The 19,398-nt window shown below is 37.1% G+C and carries 15 protein-coding genes; all 15 read right to left on the minus strand.

The window, feature by feature from the left end:
* Positions 1-55: 55 nt before the first annotated feature.
* On the minus strand, positions 56-1,807 hold the full coding sequence (locus QQK02_RS03690) for an SLC13 family permease (protein ID WP_284206594.1): 1,752 nt from the start codon (positions 1,805-1,807) through the stop codon (positions 56-58).
* 111 nt (positions 1,808-1,918) lie between these two features.
* Positions 1,919-3,331 carry a sulfate adenylyltransferase subunit CysN gene (gene cysN, locus QQK02_RS03695; RefSeq protein ID WP_284206595.1) on the minus strand — a complete coding sequence of 471 codons (1,413 nt, stop codon included), beginning with the start codon at positions 3,329-3,331 and terminating at the stop codon, positions 1,919-1,921.
* Positions 3,331-4,230 (minus strand): sulfate adenylyltransferase subunit CysD, encoded by a 900-nt coding sequence (gene cysD, locus QQK02_RS03700; RefSeq protein ID WP_284206597.1) that lies wholly within the window; start codon positions 4,228-4,230, stop codon positions 3,331-3,333. The genes cysN and cysD overlap by 1 nt, the downstream gene beginning before the upstream one ends.
* Positions 4,231-4,414: 184 nt before the next feature.
* Complete coding sequence (galU, locus tag QQK02_RS03705; RefSeq protein ID WP_284206598.1) at positions 4,415-5,314, minus strand: UTP--glucose-1-phosphate uridylyltransferase GalU; 900 nt, start codon at positions 5,312-5,314, stop codon at positions 4,415-4,417.
* Between the two features lie 84 nt (positions 5,315-5,398).
* Positions 5,399-6,277: a glycosyltransferase family 2 protein gene (locus QQK02_RS03710; RefSeq protein ID WP_284206599.1), complete on the minus strand. Its 879-nt coding sequence runs from the start codon at positions 6,275-6,277 to the stop codon at positions 5,399-5,401.
* On the minus strand, positions 6,274-7,167 hold the full coding sequence (locus tag QQK02_RS03715; RefSeq protein WP_322790590.1) for a glycosyltransferase: 894 nt from the start codon (positions 7,165-7,167) through the stop codon (positions 6,274-6,276). Before QQK02_RS03715 ends, QQK02_RS03710 begins: the two co-directional genes overlap by 4 nt.
* A gap of 76 nt (positions 7,168-7,243) precedes the next feature.
* On the minus strand, positions 7,244-9,616 hold the full coding sequence (locus QQK02_RS03720) for a glycosyltransferase (RefSeq protein ID WP_284206600.1): 2,373 nt from the start codon (positions 9,614-9,616) through the stop codon (positions 7,244-7,246).
* A gap of 107 nt (positions 9,617-9,723) precedes the next feature.
* Positions 9,724-10,785: a hypothetical protein gene (locus tag QQK02_RS03725; protein ID WP_284206601.1), complete on the minus strand. Its 1,062-nt coding sequence runs from the start codon at positions 10,783-10,785 to the stop codon at positions 9,724-9,726.
* On the minus strand, positions 10,782-11,765 hold the full coding sequence (locus QQK02_RS03730) for a hypothetical protein (protein WP_284206602.1): 984 nt from the start codon (positions 11,763-11,765) through the stop codon (positions 10,782-10,784). Before QQK02_RS03730 ends, QQK02_RS03725 begins: the two co-directional genes overlap by 4 nt.
* A gap of 8 nt (positions 11,766-11,773) precedes the next feature.
* On the minus strand, positions 11,774-12,376 hold the full coding sequence (locus QQK02_RS03735) for a glycosyltransferase family 32 protein (protein WP_284206603.1): 603 nt from the start codon (positions 12,374-12,376) through the stop codon (positions 11,774-11,776).
* 55 nt (positions 12,377-12,431) lie between these two features.
* A complete protein-coding gene (locus tag QQK02_RS03740; RefSeq protein ID WP_284206604.1) occupies positions 12,432-13,355 on the minus strand; it encodes a hypothetical protein in 924 nt (307 codons plus the stop codon).
* A 29-nt stretch (positions 13,356-13,384) separates the two neighbouring features.
* Positions 13,385-14,293, minus strand: coding sequence for a hypothetical protein (locus QQK02_RS03745; protein WP_284206605.1), 909 nt, complete (start codon positions 14,291-14,293; stop codon positions 13,385-13,387).
* A 9-nt stretch (positions 14,294-14,302) separates the two neighbouring features.
* Positions 14,303-16,231 (minus strand): rhamnan synthesis F family protein, encoded by a 1,929-nt coding sequence (locus tag QQK02_RS03750; RefSeq protein ID WP_284206606.1) that lies wholly within the window; start codon positions 16,229-16,231, stop codon positions 14,303-14,305.
* 36 nt (positions 16,232-16,267) lie between these two features.
* Positions 16,268-17,317, minus strand: coding sequence for an HAD family hydrolase (locus QQK02_RS03755; RefSeq protein ID WP_284206607.1), 1,050 nt, complete (start codon positions 17,315-17,317; stop codon positions 16,268-16,270).
* 227 nt (positions 17,318-17,544) lie between these two features.
* Positions 17,545-19,380 (minus strand): glycosyltransferase, encoded by a 1,836-nt coding sequence (locus QQK02_RS03760; protein ID WP_284206608.1) that lies wholly within the window; start codon positions 19,378-19,380, stop codon positions 17,545-17,547.
* Positions 19,381-19,398 lie beyond the last annotated feature (18 nt).

Consider the following 19,398-nt stretch of genomic DNA (forward strand, 5'->3'; position numbering starts at 1 on the left):
TTTCTTTACCTAGTCATAGACCAAAATAGCGCATTACTTTGATCGTAAATTTTACTTAAAACGGGAACACTATCGGTATCATAAAGAGCGTCGTGACACTATATACCAGCGACACAGGGATGCCGAACTTAACAAAGTCTTTTAATCGATAATCACCAGCGTTATATACCATGACATTGGTTTGATAGCCATATGGACTAATAAAACTGCCACTGGCACCAAATGCAACCGCCATAATAAAAGGCATAGTATCGACACCTAAACCTAAAGCTATGTTATAAGCGATAGGGAACATTAACGCTGCTGCGGCATTATTCGTGACCAATTCTGTCATCAATAGCGTTGCGACAAAGACAATAACAAAAGCAAAGTATGCGCTATTGCCTTGTAATACAGACTCTATATTTTCAGAGATTAAAAGCGCTATACCTGAATTTTCTATACCATCAGCCAGTGTTAGTGCACTTAATACGATGACCCAAATCTCTAGTGGAAATCGGCGTTTAATTTCGTTTACTACTAAATTTTTAGAAAAAACCAAAAACGCTAAATAGAACACTAAGCAGGTTAACAACGTAATATCAGTAAGAATAGATAGTCCAATGGCGCCTATAAAGCCGGCAAAGGTGAACAAACTCTGCTTGTTATTTAATATGTTCTCGGCTTCATGACCTGATAAAATATAAAAGTTTTTGCTAAGGTTTGTACGAGAACTAAAGTCATTACCAACTGCTAGTACAAAAAAATCACCGGCTTTAATAACCACTTCACCTAGCTTACCTGAAATTGTTTCACCGTCTCTTCTTATCGCCACTACAGCAGCATCAAAACGCGCTCGAAATCCAGCCGTTTTGAGTGTTTTACCAACAATTGCTGAGCCAGGCTTTATCATGACTTCAGTAAGGTTTTCACGCAATAACCCGTCGATTTCAGCAAATAATGAAAGCCCGTCAAATTGTTGAAGAGTTAATACCTTTGATACATCGCCGGTAAAAATCAATTTATCACCAACCTCAACAAGCTCATCTGGTGCAACCGGAGAAATAAGACGACCTTGACGAATAATTTCAACCAAAAACAATGAATCTAAGTTTCGAAGTCCATTCTCTTCTACTGTACTGCCAACGAGTTTAGAGTCTTGTGCAACTTTAGCTTCCAATAAGTAATCTTTCGTATTCATTGCTTCTGATGACATATCAGGTAGTGAATTCATGCTTAAAAAGATCACGATAAAACAGGCAACAAGTACAGATAGCCCAACGAGTGTGAAATCAAAAAAATCTAACGACTTGTTACCTTGCTCTATCACCAAAGAGTTAACAATTAAATTGGTTGATGTGCCAACAAGGGTTAATGTACCGCCAAGAATGGCTGCATAAGAAACAGGCAACAATAACTTACCTGGATTAATGACTGAGTTATTTTTAATCGCGTTCAAAAGTGTTGCAACAACCGCGGTATTATTTAAAACCGCCGATGAAAATGCCGTTGTTAATAATGTTTTGGCACTTGCACTGCTTTTGGAACCAGAAAAAAGTTTGCCAGACAAACGTCTTAAGTAAGTCGTTCGTTCAATAGAAAAAGAGCAAAGTATTAGCAATATTAATGTAATAAGCCCAGGGTTTACTGCATTATTCAAAAGCTCGTCAGTTGAGGCGATTGAGAACAAAATCATTGATAATGCTGAGACAGCAAAAACTCTTTCAGGCACTTTTTGAAACTTAATTAACCCTACAAATGTCCCTATAAAAATAACAATCATCATTAGTTGAGAAAAATATTCGTATGATGATAAGGTTGCTAACATTTATACACTCTCAATAACCCTCTATTCCATGAAAAGCGTTTTTATTCAGTAAATTCAAAATATATTAACTGAATAAAAACGCCTGCATTCTAGCAGGCGTTTATCAACTGGTTAGCCTAATAGCTTACCAATATCTCTTGCACCCCAATGCGGGAAGTGCTTGCGAACTAATGCATTGAACTCTACTTCAAAAGCAGAGTATGCAGCTTCAGTTTTTTCTTCAACAAGTTCTGAAATCATACCTGCGCCAACCGTAACATTGCTCAGTCGGTCAATAATGATAAACGAACCCGTTTCACGGTTTTTGTCATAGACATCAAAATGCAAGGTTTCAGCGACTGAGAATTCAGCATTACCAATTTCATTCAATTGCAATTGGTTAGCTTCTGATTTCTCCATCGTATTAACATCAGTCTTAAAATTAACTTGATTAATAAAACCTGTCGTTAATTTTGTACCGTGCTTAATATAGTACTCTCTACCAGGCTGCAGGGCTTCGTCATGCATCCAGACAACAGTTGCGTTAAAATCTTTTGAAGAGTGCGGTAAAGCGCCCTTTTTAACTAACATTTCACCACGTGAAATATCAATCTCATCCTCAAGCGTTAGCGTAACCGCCATATCTTTTTCAGCGTGCTCAATATCACCATCAAACGTAACAATGCTTTTAACTTTGCTTTCTTTTAATGATGGTAAAGCAACAACAGTATCGCCAAGTCGAATATCGCCAGCGGCTATTGTTCCAGCAAAGCCACGGAAATCTAAATGCGGACGATTTACATACTGTACAGGCAAACGAAACTCATTAAGCGTTTCGTCGCGTTCAACATTAATCGTATTTAATAACTTCATTAATGTTGCACCCGGATACCAATTCATAGCATCACTTTCTTCAACAACATTGTCACCATTAAGCGCAGAAATAGGCACAAAACGAATATCATCAAAGTTTAAGTCTTCCGCAAATTCACGGTAGTCTTTCTTAATTTGCTGGTAAGTTTCTTGATCGTAATCGACCAAATCCATTTTGTTGACAGCAATTAGTACATGCTTAATACCAAGCAATGAACAAATATAAGAGTGGCGACGCGTTTGCACTTGAACACCACGACGAGCATCAATCAAAATAATGGCTAAGTCACAAGTAGAAGCACCTGTAGCCATATTACGGGTATATTGTTCGTGACCTGGCGTGTCGGCAATAATGAATTTACGTTTTTCTGTAGAGAAATAACGATAAGCTACATCAATCGTAATACCTTGTTCACGCTCAGATTGTAAGCCATCAACTAAAAGCGCTAAGTCAACCGTTTCACCTGTTGTACCAGATTTTTTACTGTCGTTCTCAATCGCTGCAAGTTGATCTTCAAAAATCATTTTTGAGTCATGCAATAACCGACCGATTAACGTTGATTTACCGTCATCAACGCTACCACAAGTTAAAAACCTAACAAGCTCTTTATTTTCGTGCTGCTTTAAATACGCTTGAATATCTTGTTCTATTAATTCAGATTGATGACTCATTAGAAGTAACCTTCCATCTTCTTTTTCTCCATTGAACCAGCTGAGTCATGATCAATCACTCGGCCTTGTCGTTCAGAAGTCTTTGTTAATAACATTTCTTGAATAATTTCTGGCAGTGTGGAAGCAGTTGATTCAACGGCACCAGTTAATGGGTAACAACCTAGAGTTCTAAAGCGCACATCTTTCATTTGCACTTCTTCACCCTCTTCAAGTGGCATACGCTCATCGTCAACCATAATTAACGTACCATCACGCTCAACCACAGGGCGTTTTTCTGAAAGGTAAAGCGGCACAATTTCAATACTTTCTAAGTAGATATACTGCCAGATATCAAGTTCTGTCCAGTTAGAAAGCGGGAAAACACGAATACTTTCGCCTTTATTAACTTTACCGTTATAAGTATTCCATAATTCAGGACGTTGGCTTTTAGGATCCCAACGGTGGTTTTTATCTCGGAATGAGTAAACGCGCTCTTTTGCACGAGATTTTTCTTCGTCACGACGCGCGCCGCCAAATGCAGCATCAAAACCATACTTATTTAACGCTTGTTTTAAGCCTTGCGTTTTCATCACATCGGTATGTTTCGCACTACCATGAGTAAATGGGCCAACACCTTCTTTTACACCTTCTTCATTGATATGAACAAGTAAATCAAAGCCATAATCTTTTGCCATACGATCACGAAATTCAATCATCTCTTTGAATTTCCATGTTGTATCAACATGTAATAATGGAAATGGAATTTTACCAGGATAAAAAGCTTTTCGAGCAAGGTGTAATAATACTGCAGAATCTTTACCAACAGAGTAAAGCATAACAGGATTATCGAATTCAGCAGCCACTTCACGCATAATGTGAATTGACTCTGCTTCAAGTTGTTTTAAATGAGTTAAGTTCATAGAAACTACTATTTTGTGGATTAAAGGTAATTGGTTCAATTCTCACATATATCCATACGTTTTGTCTAACTTCATTTATATAAAAGATATAAAAATTAAGTATAAGTTCGACATACGGATTACAAGAATATTCAAACAAAGAGACTAAGAAAGCCCCTTTATTTTTTCTTAAGATATAAACGTTTTATATCGTTAAAGATTTTAAATAGTCTTTAAATTCTTCGCCTAAAGAGGGATGTCTTAGCGCATATTCTACATTCGCTTTCATATAACCTAATTTTGAACCACAGTCATGAGATTTACCTGTCATATGGAAAGCTTCTACCATTTCAAGTTTCATTAAGCTTGCAATCGCATCAGTTAACTGAATTTCACCACCTGCACCAGGAGGGGTATATTCCAATAAATCCCATATTTTTTCTGAAAGTACATAACGACCGACAACTGCTAAATTAGATGGCGCTTCATCAGCAAGTGGTTTTTCAACAACTGCCGTCATTGGTTTTGAATCGCCTGGCTCTAATACCTCACCACCGCAATCAACAACACCGTAGCTACTTACTTGCTCCATAGGTACAGGCTCAACCATTACTTGGCTATAGCCACCTACTTCATTATAACGAGCTAACATAGCTGCTAAGTTTTCAGTTTTTGGATTTGCTGACACATCATCAAGGACAACATCAGGGAGAATGACCGCAAACGGGTTATCACCAATGATAGGACGGGCTTTTAAAACAGCATGTCCTAAACCTTTAGCTTCACCTTGGCGTACATGCAATATCGTCACATCTTTCGGACAAATTGCTTGAATCTCTTCCAGTAACTGACGTTTAACACGTTTTTCTAACGTAGTTTCTAATTCAAATGATTTATCAAAGTGATTCTCTATCGCATTTTTAGAAGAATGTGTTACAAGCACTATCTCTGTAATTCCCGCAGCTATACACTCGTTAACAATATATTGAATCAACGGTTTATCAACAATGGGTAACATTTCTTTAGGAATAGCCTTTGTTGCCGGCAACATTCGTGTACCAAGACCAGCGACAGGAATTACAGCTTTTTTAATAGGGGTTGTCATATACATCCTTACAATTCGACAGTATTTATTTTGTTTATCAGAGTACTCTATATTGATTACGTTTTAAAGTAATTGCTCTTTATTCTATAGATGTTTTTGAAATGTTTGTTTATAAGGACCGACACGCTTAAAAATTCCATCTATAAGCCCTAATAACATAAACCTGAGTCGAGCTTTTCTTTGTCTTTGCATTACGGCATTTAAAAAAAGTCGAACTGGCATTAGGCTTATACAGCGCACTTTCCAATATGTAGGCACATAGCCTCGGCGAGATAAAATCAAAATATTGCGAAATTGGTAATAAAGCCTAATTGGCGAACCCACCTTATAGGTTAAGCCTAAAAACTTACTTCTCGAATCACCTAATCGATGGTTCATGATAATATTTTTTGCTTGCGCCACGTGAAAACCTTTTTGTTTAGCACGCCAACACCACTCGTGATCAACACCATCTATGAAAAGACTATCTTCTTTCAGCCCTATTTTTTCCAGGGCTGACACTTTAATCGTCATACCCGACGCAATAATTTGAGGTACGCCTTGCAAAGAATCATAATCAAATGCTGTCCGCTGAAATTTGGGCTTAATAATGTTATCAGTAAAGTTACAACTAATTTTAGGGCCAATAGCTGCCAAGTCAAAATCCATTTGTTCTGAAAGTTCAAATAGCTCCTGCATGCCTCTAACATAGTATTCATCAACATAACTGTCTTGATCAAATAACACGGCATAATCAAATTTTCTCGCCATCAGGACTTTTAAGCCATAGTTATGTCCGCTAGCAATACCTTTGTTTTGACCAAAAAACACGTACTCTACATTATCATCTAACTTTAGAAATTGACTTTGTGAAGGAGAGTTATCAACTAAAATGACCCTATCGACTTGTTCGACAAGCGACTCAATAAGTTTACTGACGACGTTAACGTCAGGTTTATACAAAACTACAACTGCACCAATCATGTTGTGTTATCGGTATTTCCATGGATAAATTTACGGTCAAACTTGTAGGCAAGTTTAATCACAAAGCTTGGCATCATTCTTAAACCCAAAACAAAGTATGCATATGTTAACGTCTTAATGTTATAGCGCTTTAACGTTTTCATCGCAAATAATCGTGCTTTAAATTCATTAATAGACTTATCTTTACCGCGCCTTTTATAAAAACCTTGTACCCGACGATATTCAAGCAATGGCTCTCTAATATTTGCGAGCTTAAAACCCGCTGAAGCTAAGGTAACCCAAAAAAAGTAATCCTGTGTATTAAGGTGCATAGGATTATAACGAAAACCTTGTTCAAACACAGAGAAACGAATAGCTACCGTTGGGTGGTTCAATGGGCAGCGTAAAGGTAATATTTTCACCAATAGATCGTGGTGTTCAGGAAATTTTCGCGCGCCAACTTTTTGTCCTTGCTCATCAATCTCTATCAATGCACTCCCTAAAACATCTACATGTGATTTTTCAGAAAAGTAGTTAACCTGTTTTTCTAGGCGTGTTGGCAGTGACTTGTCATCAGCATCCATTCTAAAGAAATAACGAGCATTAATTTTTAAACCATAATCTATGGCAAAATTCATACACGTGCTTAATCCTGCTTGGGTTACACCTTGATAAGCAAACATGTTATCAACCGCTAAACAAAGTTGTTTTAGGTAGTTTAATGTCTGCTTATCAACATCACCATCAATCACAATCACGAATATAAAATCTCGATAAGTTTGCTCAAGTATGCTGTTAACGGCCTCTTTGATCCATTTTAATTTATCACCGTGATAAACCGACATAGCAACAATTGATTCAGCCGCATATATTTCTTTTTGACCTAAAGAAGTAAAAGTAGGGAATTTCAAATAAAACTTTTCCGTTCAGGAAATTTTAAAAACATAAAAAAGACGACGGAGTATAACGCTATTCTGTACCGAATGACTAGGTCAACTCATAATAGTCTAGTAAAATATTATTATATTGTTTACCTACGGTATATTCACCGCCGGAACTGTGTGTTTTTTCTAATAGGTGCAACAAGTGTTCATTTGAATCACCTAACGAATACAATTGACCAACCCCAGCAGCCATTATTCTTTCAGAAAAAGCACCAATATCTGGAGCTATAGGGTACAACCCAAGCTCAAAAGCTTCTGATAATGTATAACTAAACGTTTCAGGCCAAGGACTTAAAAACAATGCACGGTCACATTGAAAATTTGAAACTAAGCACTTTAATTCTGAAACCTTATATTTGCCAGTAATCGTTAAGTTTTTATATTTGTTTAAGGAATCAGAGCCATAGCCAAATAATACAAAATGCAAACTAGGGAATTGTTTCTCCGCCAATGTAAGCAAGGCTTTAAACCGAGCAATGCCTTTATGCTCCCCCAATGCTCCGATAACGGCAACATTTACCCTACTACTTTCACTATCCAGCTCGATTAACTGACGGATTACCACGTCTTCTGGATGCACTTTAGAAATAACTTCTAGTCCATTAAAATGATTTTCAAACAGCTTTTTTGTCGCATTTGAAGGAGAAACAACCATCCGAGCTTTTGACAAAAACTCGTTGTTATCTTGCCAAAATTGTTGGATCTTGTTTAGTGAACTACCGATAAACCGACTTGATGGGTGAGGTCCGCTATTGCTCAAACATTCATGACAGCTTTCAAGTGATGGAAAACCACAAAAGTCATTGCGTTTTCGTAACATATTAACTCGAGGGCACATCAAATAATAATCATGTAGTGCAATGTCGTAATCTACATCAAGCTGCCGTGGTAAAAGCTTTATATCATCATCAAAATCTAAAAGCTGATGATAATGAATTAACTCTATAGATAGCTTTTGAAGTAGATTTATAAGATTAGAGAATTCAGAAACTCTGTCAAACACTACAGACAAACTTTGATCGGCGTTTTCTAATCGATATAGCTGCCCATTGTTAATACTTCTAAGAATATAACAATCAACACCTTCTTTGATTGAGAGCGTTATTAGCCTCTGCATAGCATATTCAGTACCACCGCCAAGACTATGAATAATATGAATAATACTTTTTCTATTTGTTTGACTCTTAAGTAACAAATATTGGCTTGGCTTATTCCTGTATTGTCGGAGAGGGTCTGCATTAATAAAGCAATTTACTGAATTCAAATAATCAGGATATCTTTTCTCAAGAATCGCTAAGTTTTTCTCTACACGCTTAGCAGCACTTTCACCAAATGACACCGAGCCAACATGCTGCACAAAAACATCGCATGCAGCTATATTTCGCCAACCATGGCGACTGGCCTTTAAACAAAAGTCATTCTCTTCACCATAACCTTTACCCCAAGTTTTATGATCAAACACTCCAAATGTATCGATTGCCTCTCTAGGTATTAACATACAAAAGCCGTGTCCAGTGGGAACATCGACATAGCTTTGCGCGTTATACTTAAACAGCGCCTGATTAATACTTTCAACGGAGTCGGCTAACGGTAAGTCACTCGATGGATTCATATTTGGGAAACTAAAAATCGTCGCATTATTTGATAACGGCGTAATTGAGGCGATATTAGACTCATGAGTTAACGGATAAACAAGTCGGTCAAGCCAATTATCAGATACTACGGTATCTGAATTTAACAATACAACATGATTCGCCCTATCGAATTGCATTCCTTTATTTACCGATTGCACAAAACCGAGGTTTTGCGGGTTTTCTATTAAGGTAATTAAAGGCTCTTTTGTCGCTATATCACGAAGCCATTGAGAAAGTTCCGGATCGGGAGAGCAATCATTAATAGTCAACATGCGAAATGGCTGGGTATTTTTTGACGCTAGTACAGACTCAATGCAGTTTTTTGTTATTTCAAACCCAGCATATACTGGTATTACAACATCAACCAACTGGTTAGCGTTATGGCAACGACGGGCTTTAGCTATTGTTGTCGCTTCAGAGCATTGATATTTTATTTCACTATCAAATAACACTGTATTTGAATTATTTTCCAGTAGCTGTATTTCAAAAGTTTTAGGTTGATAATCATCGGCCGTAAAATAAATCTCGAAGCCACAGTCGCTTTCTACCCCATATTGCAATTTTACGTCTTTTCGAAATACTCTCTTAAGATGAAAAGTTGTCTCAACACCGTTAACCAAGAGACGTAAATGAGTAACAGCAGACCCGTTTTCATTAACAAGCCAGCCATGAATGGCACTATTGCTTGCAAATGTAAGATAGCCTTTGTGGTTTTTAGAACTAATTCTAGGCGAACTAATATAAAAAGCATTTACTTTTTGTAAAGCCCATTGCTTAATCACATAAAAGTAATCACCGCAGTAGGATTTCAAAAATTCAATCGCGCTCGCCTTTAAACGCTTTAGTGCAGGCTTCCTTTGTAAAGCAATGAGTAGACTTTTCAGCATAATTAACGTTTCAACACTTGTTTAACGACATGAAGCGGCCAAAGCAACCGCTTATACCTTTTATTTTGTTGTTCAAGCATCGCCAATTGTTGAATTAACTTTACTGTTAATAATTCTAGCTCTATCGGGTCTAGGTTTGGATAGTCAGGACACTGGTAATTAAGCTTGTGATAAGCGTCAGTCTGCCACCAACGGTCATCCTGCTCTATAGAAGCTCGAACATCATCATTAACCATCTTTAGCAGCGCCCTGTTAGATCTTTTAGTTTCATTTAAAATGGTTTCTATGTTGCCCCTACTCAACACCCAATCAGGTTTACCTTGTAATGTTAATAACCTCATCAATGTAAAATCAACACTAGCTTGATGGGCTGATGGACGCAGTTGACGATTTCGCTGAAACAATCGCAGTACTGCATTAGGTAAACTAGAATTAAGTTGAGCTTCAACCGACTTAACTGAGTGCTTTGTAACCTGAAAAATTTCACAAAAATCGTCAATGATATTTGCTGGTAACGCTCGAATATTTACTTCTCTAATACAATCATTATTTTTCCACGACTCTATTAAGCTCGCATATTGAACACGCTTAGTGTTTTGCTTTAGCCATTTATCAAATGGAGCCCCGGTCCAAGCGCCCCATTGCCACCAAGCACTATTTAACCAAGTACAAGGTGGGCGAACATACATTAAAAGGTTAACCTTAAGGTTTAGTTCATCAAAAAGAGAAACTGCATAGTCTTTGTCTGGATCTGAAATCCAACCCTCATTAGAGAGAACAATATGGTAATGTTTAGATAACACTTTGATTCTTTCTAAAAGCTTCTTTGTTTTAGTCCCATTCTTTTCCCAAAATCTAAATTCAGCTGACGCTAGGTAGTCTCTCCTAGATAAACGATAAAACCAAGATAGGCGCGTACCATAAAACAACTTCAAATCTTTAGTAATTACAACATAAAGTAATTTTTTATTCTTTGAAGTTTCAATTTTAGAATTTGTCGACAAAAAGCGCTGTAGAGCACTACTGCCGCATTTTCCCATGCCGACATGTAAGGTTATGGTCATGATTTTTCGGCCAATGCATGAACAATAACCGAAACTACCTCTTCTGTTGAAGGGGGGGTAAATTTTTGCCAAGACTCATATTTATCAGGCAATGGTTCAAAAAACAATTGCTCACGATTTAAATAGTTCTTAGCTATTTTACCGTACTGAGTAATATTGTTTTCAACAATTTCTTTTCGCCTTTTTGGAGATAACAATGGCATGTTATTATCTACAAAGGATTGGTTTTTGAGGTGATTGAGCACTTTTGCCACTTGCTCTTTTGTTAGGTTTGATCTTTGTGCAAACTCTAAAATTGAATTTGCTGTTTTACTCAATGATTTATTAGTAGATAAACCAACGTACTTTTCTTGAGCTATAGCGATTTGTATTATTGACATCATATCTGCCACTATACCATGTGGCATTTGTTGTTTTTCATACGGCCTCACTATTACATTCTTTACACCAAAAACTTTTGCCCACTTATTCACCGTTTCTAGGTAACGAGATAAACGGTTAACCTTATTTTGCTGTACAATGAAATGCTCTATACCTTTATCATAGCGAGGCATATGAACCATTTTTAACGACTGGTTATATGCAGACTCCCACCAGCTGTCATGACGTCGCAAATAAACAATAACCTTAACCTCATAATGCATCAATAACTGTTTTATGATTGCGGGATCTTTATTAATAATAAAGTTCTCTGAACTAATTAACACTTTGCTCACTTTAGATTTAATTATTTCTCTATCGAGTTGAGCAACTAGTTCACTAGCATCAGCAAATTTATTAGTTGTACATTCACTATTGTGCTTAAATCCGAAGATATTACTTATGTCGTAGTGAGCAACGCCAGCAATTCCTGTTTGCGGATACAACAGTCCTTGCTTTAGTAATAATTTTCGATTGTTTTGGCACCAATACTGTAATGCTGATGTACCCGTTTTATTCATACCGATATGGAGATATATCGTTGTTTCTTTATTTACCACAACAAGACCTAATAAATACCCGATTTTTGCTGTTCAACCCAAGAGTTTGAAAAACCTTTGACTCGGCGATAGTTAAATAAGTTGCCACGCGCCAAACTAAATTGCACTTTATTAAATTTAAAATCTTCATCAATAGATTTTAAGCATTCATTTAAAATGCCTGGACCAGTTGCCTGAATCACATCATTGTTATACGAACCACTTTCTAGCCTATTCTGCATTAAAGTAATACAACGTTTAAGGTAGGGTGACTTTTTAGGAGCACCAATTATTGAATTGGTAAAATGTGCGCTTTCAACTGGGCGATTATTTTGCTTTGCCATATCATCGCGCTGCAACAATACTAAATCAAAATCACGAAACTTAGATAAGGATGTTGAAATTTCCATCGACAAATCAACATAAAAGCCGCCTAGCTGATAAAGCGCCAGCAAACGAAACATATCACAGCGCGAAGCAGCTATTTTATTGCGAGTATATAAATCTAGCCAAGTATTACCGTAGTGTTGGCTAATAAAGGCTTTTGCTAACTCGTCATCATATAGCTGGTATTTAAAAAACCATTGGCTACTTTTAGTGGCTTTTACCGCATTTTGTAATAATTCTGGCAACTGTTCCTTGTTATGGCAAAATTGAATTATTTGCCGTGGTATATTGCTTGCCACGTTATTTATTTACATCCATTCGCTGTTTTAAAATATTAGGTGGAATAAACTTCACCGGCTTATAATCTTTTTCGTCAAACAATCGCTCTTTATTTAAAAAGCGCTTTGCCAACTGGTTATTTTGGTGATTAAAATGATTATCTAAACCACGCTGCTCTGCGATAGAAAATAAAACACCATTAGCTTGGTTACCCTCTAATTGTTTTGAAGCCTGCAGCAATTGATTAATGGTTTGCTGATAACTAGCTTCATTATTGACCCCGCCATTAAAGAGTTTAATCGCTTGAATTAACTCATTAGGAATAGACTGATTAACCGACGAGTTTTCAGGCGCGCTACCTGCAACATCAAAAATATCTAAAAAGTCTTGTACCACAGTTTTAGAGTATGGAATAACATGGATATTTTTATCACCAACATGTTGCGCCCAGTCATTAATCCTTGGCAAATAAGACATGGTATGCATATTCGACATGCTTAAGGCAAATAATGTTCCTGGATATCTAACTTTAGGATCTTTAATTAGCTGATTAAACAAAGATAAAATAAACTCTGATTGTCGCCTAACGGTAAAAATAACTTTTACGGTGTCAAAGTTTTCACTAACAAACTGCTTAAAGTTAGCAAAGTTAAAGTAAAGCGGTGATAATTCAGACGAGAGTAAAACACTGTGGGCCCCCGTTTGTTTAATTTCATTCACCACATGTGCCATTGCTTGCTCGGCACTAAATTCAGAGCCATAGCCAGAAGTGGCATTAAAGGCTAATGAAAATTTATGATGCGAGTGGTCATTCCACTGTACCGACTTGGGGTATAAAATGCCTTTAGCAAGTAATTGGTCGGCTACACTGTGTAGCGCGGCTTGAATGGCAGAAGTGCCTGTTTTAGACCAGCCTACGTGTAAATATAAGGTTCTATTGTTCATTGACTACTTTATTTTTTATCTACAAGCCACTAAACGCTTGCATTAAGATTTAAAAGGCTAACATTTTCTCTATGCTCAATAACTTGCAGCCTAGTGCTTTGTGCTAGCTTTAATTTAACATTATCAACCGGCAATTGCTTCAAATAGATTTGAGTTGACGCCTTAGCCTCAGGTTTTAGCAGTGGAATCAGGTTTAATGCAACCTCAATTTGCCCTGCATTTAAGCCAGAATTAATTTGTGGCAAGTTTTGTAAATTAATTGCCGACAAGGGCAAATTCGCCCATAGCCACATCCACGCAATCACCTGTTGCGGCTCGGCTTTAAAATGCTCAAAGTTATCAACAAAACATGCACTGTCAGCAAAGTTTTCACGCCACGGCTTAATAACCGACTGCCATCTACAATCTGCTAGTTCAATACGATTAACAAACTCGCTTAAGCTATCAGGTTGATCAAGTTTATAAATCCAATCTTTATAGCTAGATAATAAAAATGACTCTAATTCTCTAGTTAATAACAGCACTTTGACATCAAAATTTCGCGTTGCAATAGCAAAGGCTTTCGCTATTGAAGCTGAAACTGGATATAAGCGGGTTGAAAAATCACCTGATTGACCTACGCGATGGCCAATAGGTGTACCTAATAAATTTTCATCACTCCAAAGAATCGATGGTTGGGTAAATTTAGCTAAGTATTGTTCGATAAGCTCAGCCAAAGCTTGCTCCTTGCTTGCAAGCGCATCAGCGTCGTGATGATTAACCTCTATATCGTTAACAATTTTTGAATAGCCTATTCTAAACGAAACGTATTGCTCTCGGTCTTGTTGGTGAACCGAAATAATTTTCAATTCATTTATTGCCGATGCTATGGCCAGTTTTCGTTGATACAAGGTGCTAGCTGTTTTATGTGCGCCAAGATGGAGATATAATTTACGCATAACAGCTATTTATTGCTCACCAAAAAACGGATAGCGGCCAAAGTTATTGACTAATGGCCCCCATTTTAAAATATTTTTTTCATCTAACGGTCCTGTTAGCACATTATCAAAACCGGCAAGTCGCCACTTATCATATGGGTTTAATATATGCATTGTTGTTAAACCAAGATCTCCACATAGTTGAGCGTCACTTCTTACATTATCACCAACATGAATGAAAGACTTCTCACTTCGTGATAAAAGCCCATTGACATGATGCCACATGGTAGTGTTATCTTTTCTTAAACCCAATTCAGAAGAAACAAATAATTTATAAGGAGCAACTAAGCCAATCTTCTTAAGCATTAACTCAACTTGCTTAGCAGTATAATAAATATCCGTGATTAACCAAATTTCCTTGCCCATATGCGCAAGCTCATTCGCAAGGTCAACCATTTCATCTTTAGGCTTAGTCATCAACAAGTCATATTCAAACTCTTCATCTGCATATGAATTAGCCTGTTCTGGTGTCCAATTAAATTGCTTTGCGAGCTCTTGGTAAGTTTCATAAATAGAAACATCGCCTTGGAAGTTTTTTGTTTGTCTGACTGCAAATTCCGCTTGATTACGTTTCTCGATAAACTCATGCTCATGACTTACTAGACCAGTAGAGACGAACTCTTTGGCAAGTAAAAACTTGGCATAATCGGGTTCAAAATATTTACGACGTAATAAGGTATCAAACACATCAAATGACACGATATCAAAGTTTGATAAAGTACCACCTAGATCAAATGCATTTTTATGGTAATGATTAAAGATAAAGGACTTATCTGTAGTAAATTCGCTAGACTCAGGATAATAGAAGAACTGTTTGTAGCCGTTTTTTTCAGCTAACAAACCTAAAGCACGCTCCATAGCGTGTAAATAAGAACCATCGGCTGGCAACGGCTCTTCAGGAAAATTATCGTACTGGTATGATTTTTCTAACCACTGTTTTAGCGCTTTAGGTTTAGCCCAAAACATACCACCAACAGGATAAACAAGAAAATTATCTGAGATATCTAGCTCCCACTCATCAACAAACGGTTGAGCAAAGCCTTTATTACAGGTCCAGTTATGTACCCAGCTCGGCATCATCCAAAACGACGTTGGGTAATATATACCTAAATCTTCATTTTGCTCAAATAGTCGTAAGACATTCGCTACAACATGACGGTCTTTTAATAAAAATTGATTTAAATAATCAGACCATTGAAACTGCTCACGCCCTGAATACAAAGACTTTTTCGAGTGAGCGTGGGCGACTAAATCATAGTTTAATAACTCATCAGAAAATTCAACTAGCATAGGGCCAAAATTTCGCCCTTGATTAGCCGCAACACAAGTTTTAACCTGCTTTACCGTTGTTAACTTACAAAAAACCGATTTTGCTCTCACCTCCATCGCTGAATCTTTTACCGCGAGAAATACATCAACATCTACAGGGAAATCAGCGATACAAGTAGCAAAACGGTCAATAAAATCGTCATAAAAGATATGTAGGCAAAGCGCTACTTTTTGATTCTTCCAACTATCACCTATTTCAGGTAAAAGTACGTTTTTAGGATGCCATCTTTCAATAGCATTAGAAATAGCTCTGTCTTCTGTTTTTCCTTGGGCGAGGTAATGCTGAAGAGCTCCACTTCCTGCATGATACACATCAACATTCGTTCTTAAATACTGCTCAGTATCAAATTTACTCGACGGATTAACGTTAGCAAAACTTGATTTTGCTAAGTAATCTTGAAATGCCGCGTAATCCGATACGAATTTGCCATACTTTTGCTGATAATATTCAGCATCAAACAAGCCTTCATCAACCGCTTGCTTGTACATTTTAATGGTATTAGGCTTTCTTACCGCTTTTAATCCAACTCTGGCTCTGCGTTTAGCTGCTCTTACTATTCGTTTAATCAATTTTTAACACTCTTGCTGCTACTTTTGGTAAATGGACTACAGCTGAAAAAGCTGCTGGTAAGAAATAGTGGCATTACCCGAAATGGCATCATCAATTTCAAATAAATGACGAACACCATGAGGAATCATATTTGGCTTGGAAACATATTGCTCATAAAGATTATCTAAATCATCATTTGAATATTCGATATCATATTTAAAACAATGAACGACGTGCTCAATTGCGCCCGACATTAATTCCTGTAATAAATAGAACTGTTTTTGACAGTTTGCTCGCATACCATAGAAAAACTCAAATTTTTCTTCGTTATCTGGAGCCAAAGGATTAATTCGTAAATCAACAAGCTGTGCGCTTGGTGCAGTTAATAAACTCTCTAAAAATAAAGAGCGATCTAACATCACATGGCCATCACCTAACTTAACGCCCTCTTTGAAAACACCATGCATTTGAACATTATTTCCAGCAACAACGTGAGTTCCCGGCTTACTCGCGATAAAATAATGCCCAGTCGTGCTAGTACTAGTAAGCAGTGTTAGCAATTTTTGAATAGTGCCAGAATAACCAATATCTAATACATTATGCTCAATATCATCAACACCAAAGCCTTTATATTCCAAGTACGCTAAGTAGGCAATTTTTGCACCAGAAACCACTGAACTCAGCTCATTATGATGTTTTAAAAACACAGCTTTAACCGTATCTATATCTTCAGGTAAATTGATATCAGTTGTTTGTTCAGCTTCGCTTAAAATGGAATCGATTATCGTTTGAGACAAATTAAAACGATGAGCTAATAATGTTTGAAGATTACCTTCAAATTTTGGCGACAAAGAAAACTGCCAAGATTCAGGTGCTCCTAGCAGTATCTTGAACATGAATACGCGAGATACAATCAAGTACCTGCTATCAATAGTTGTATCGAGTAAACCTTGCTTTTTTAACTCGCTAATCGCAGCTTGAATAAAATGCCCTTCGCGAGCCAAACAATAGTAGAGATGACCTTCATTTGAGCCTTCGAATACTGACTTTAAATATTGACTTAACAAGGGCCCGAAGAAATTCTGGCCAAATTCTTTAATGTTCAAAACAATCCTTTTTGTTTTATATTTGTTGCACACTTCATTAAATAAGTATCGCCGCTACACACTTGATTCGCTATCTTTAATCGATACAGTGAGATCCCGTGTAATAACTTCACGGGATGACGGTCTTCTGCACACAGGGATGACGATACCTCTTCACCACGGGACGACACAAAGGTTACACGTCATTCCTGCCAAGACCAGAATCTCTCGAATGCGACACAATTCTATCAAGATAAACCAACATACTGAAATACCTTTTTCATTAATTGTTGCCCATGCTCACAAGAATATTGCGATTTGGCTAATTCACGCTCACCTTGGGCGAATTGTAACCACTTTTTCTCATCATTATATAAATCAATAATACCCGCCAACCACTCTTGTGAATTTTCGGCGATAATAGCGTTTTCATTATGCACTAAGCCCGTTGCCTCCGCAGCGACAGGTGACAATACCGCTGGTAAACCGTACCTAACCGCTTCGAGTACTTTGCCTTTTATGCCTGCGCCAGCTAATAATGGTGCAACAAACACTCTGTGTTTTTTAAAGACATCATCTAAATTTTCAACATAACCAACCATTATTATGTTACTCGACTCACGAAGTTTTAACGATTCAGGCATATTACTACCATAAACATAAAGCTTTATATCTGACGCTTGCTCCTGTAACAAAGGCATAACTTGCTCAATAAAAAACTCAATGGCATTAATATTGGGCTTATGAGCAAATCCGCCAAGGAACGCGATACCCTCCCGACCTTCAAAGTTAGATATCAGTTCTTTTGGCTCTAGCACCCAAGGGCATTTAAATATTTTATCTTTGTTATCTATCAGATCCGCAATAATTTGATGCTCTATTTCATTATAAGAAAGTACAACATCGACATCGTTCATCACTGACACTTCACAATATTTAGTTTTTTCAGCTTTTTCTATTGCAGCAGAATCGAGCGTAGTAAGAGCCTCCCGCATTTCTCTTAGAAAATGTAAATCAGCGTTGTTGAGTAAGATAGGTAAACTTGGTGCATGTTCTCTAATTACTGGCATAAAATGTTGTGCTATATGATACCGAGTAATATAAATGGCACTGAGATGTTCAATATTTTCTATAACTACGTCACTAGCGGATTGATAGTGAGGGCCGTAGCAAACTTCAACACCAAATTTTTGAAGCTGCTTAATGTATTTATCACTATATTCAAGATGAACAGCAACGAACTTGACATGATACCCTAACGATTGAATCAACTTTATTTCTTGATGTGCTGCATAAGAACCCGCGTCGATATCAGGTTTAGGGATATGCATATCTATCATTAAGACACACCCTTTTTGGGGTATAGGGTTATAACTTTCAAGATAACTAGCTAATTTTTTATTAAAGCTAACACTTACAGTAGCGCATTCATTTTTATCAAATTCAATCGCATCACCATCATTAACGACTATAAAGTTTGCTCTACCAACGCGTAGACCATAGTTTTTTTTATAAACAGCTACTTGCTGCACTTCAAAAAAACAATTATCCACTGAAGAGATATGCATGCCTTTTAACAAATCTAACAATGTTTTTTTCTTATAAGCGCTCGGGCCTAGCTTTGTACCTATAGTCAGGCAATCGTAGGATAAAGAAGGGTGTTCGAGATTAATATTTGCATCTTGTTTATCAGACGAATCATATAATCCACAATCAATCAATTGATGTTGAACGTTGCCTACTTTCCCAGTAGTAAACGAATATCGTTCCTCACTAGCTAATGGTGCAATAAGTGCTTCAAGCGCCTGATAAGAGCTTGTCAGCACAACAGGGAAATAAACAAAATATTCAGTGGTTACTAATTCATTTAGCACCTGAGAAAACTCAACTGCATTAGTATTCACGCTATATTGCCATTTGACGAACGTAGGGGTTTCAACAACCCGCCCCTGGTAGGTTTCGCTTTCTACGAGCCAGATAAACTTGGTATTACCAAGCCCAATATGTTTGAAGTTAACAATACAATTGAGCACTTGTTCTACCCTTACGTTTAAAGGTAAAACAACCGTTAAATTACTTTCCATAAATTACAAATAACACAG

Source organism: Thalassotalea eurytherma, from assembly GCF_030161415.1.
GTDB classification, from domain to species: domain Bacteria; phylum Pseudomonadota; class Gammaproteobacteria; order Enterobacterales; family Alteromonadaceae; genus Thalassotalea_G; species Thalassotalea_G eurytherma.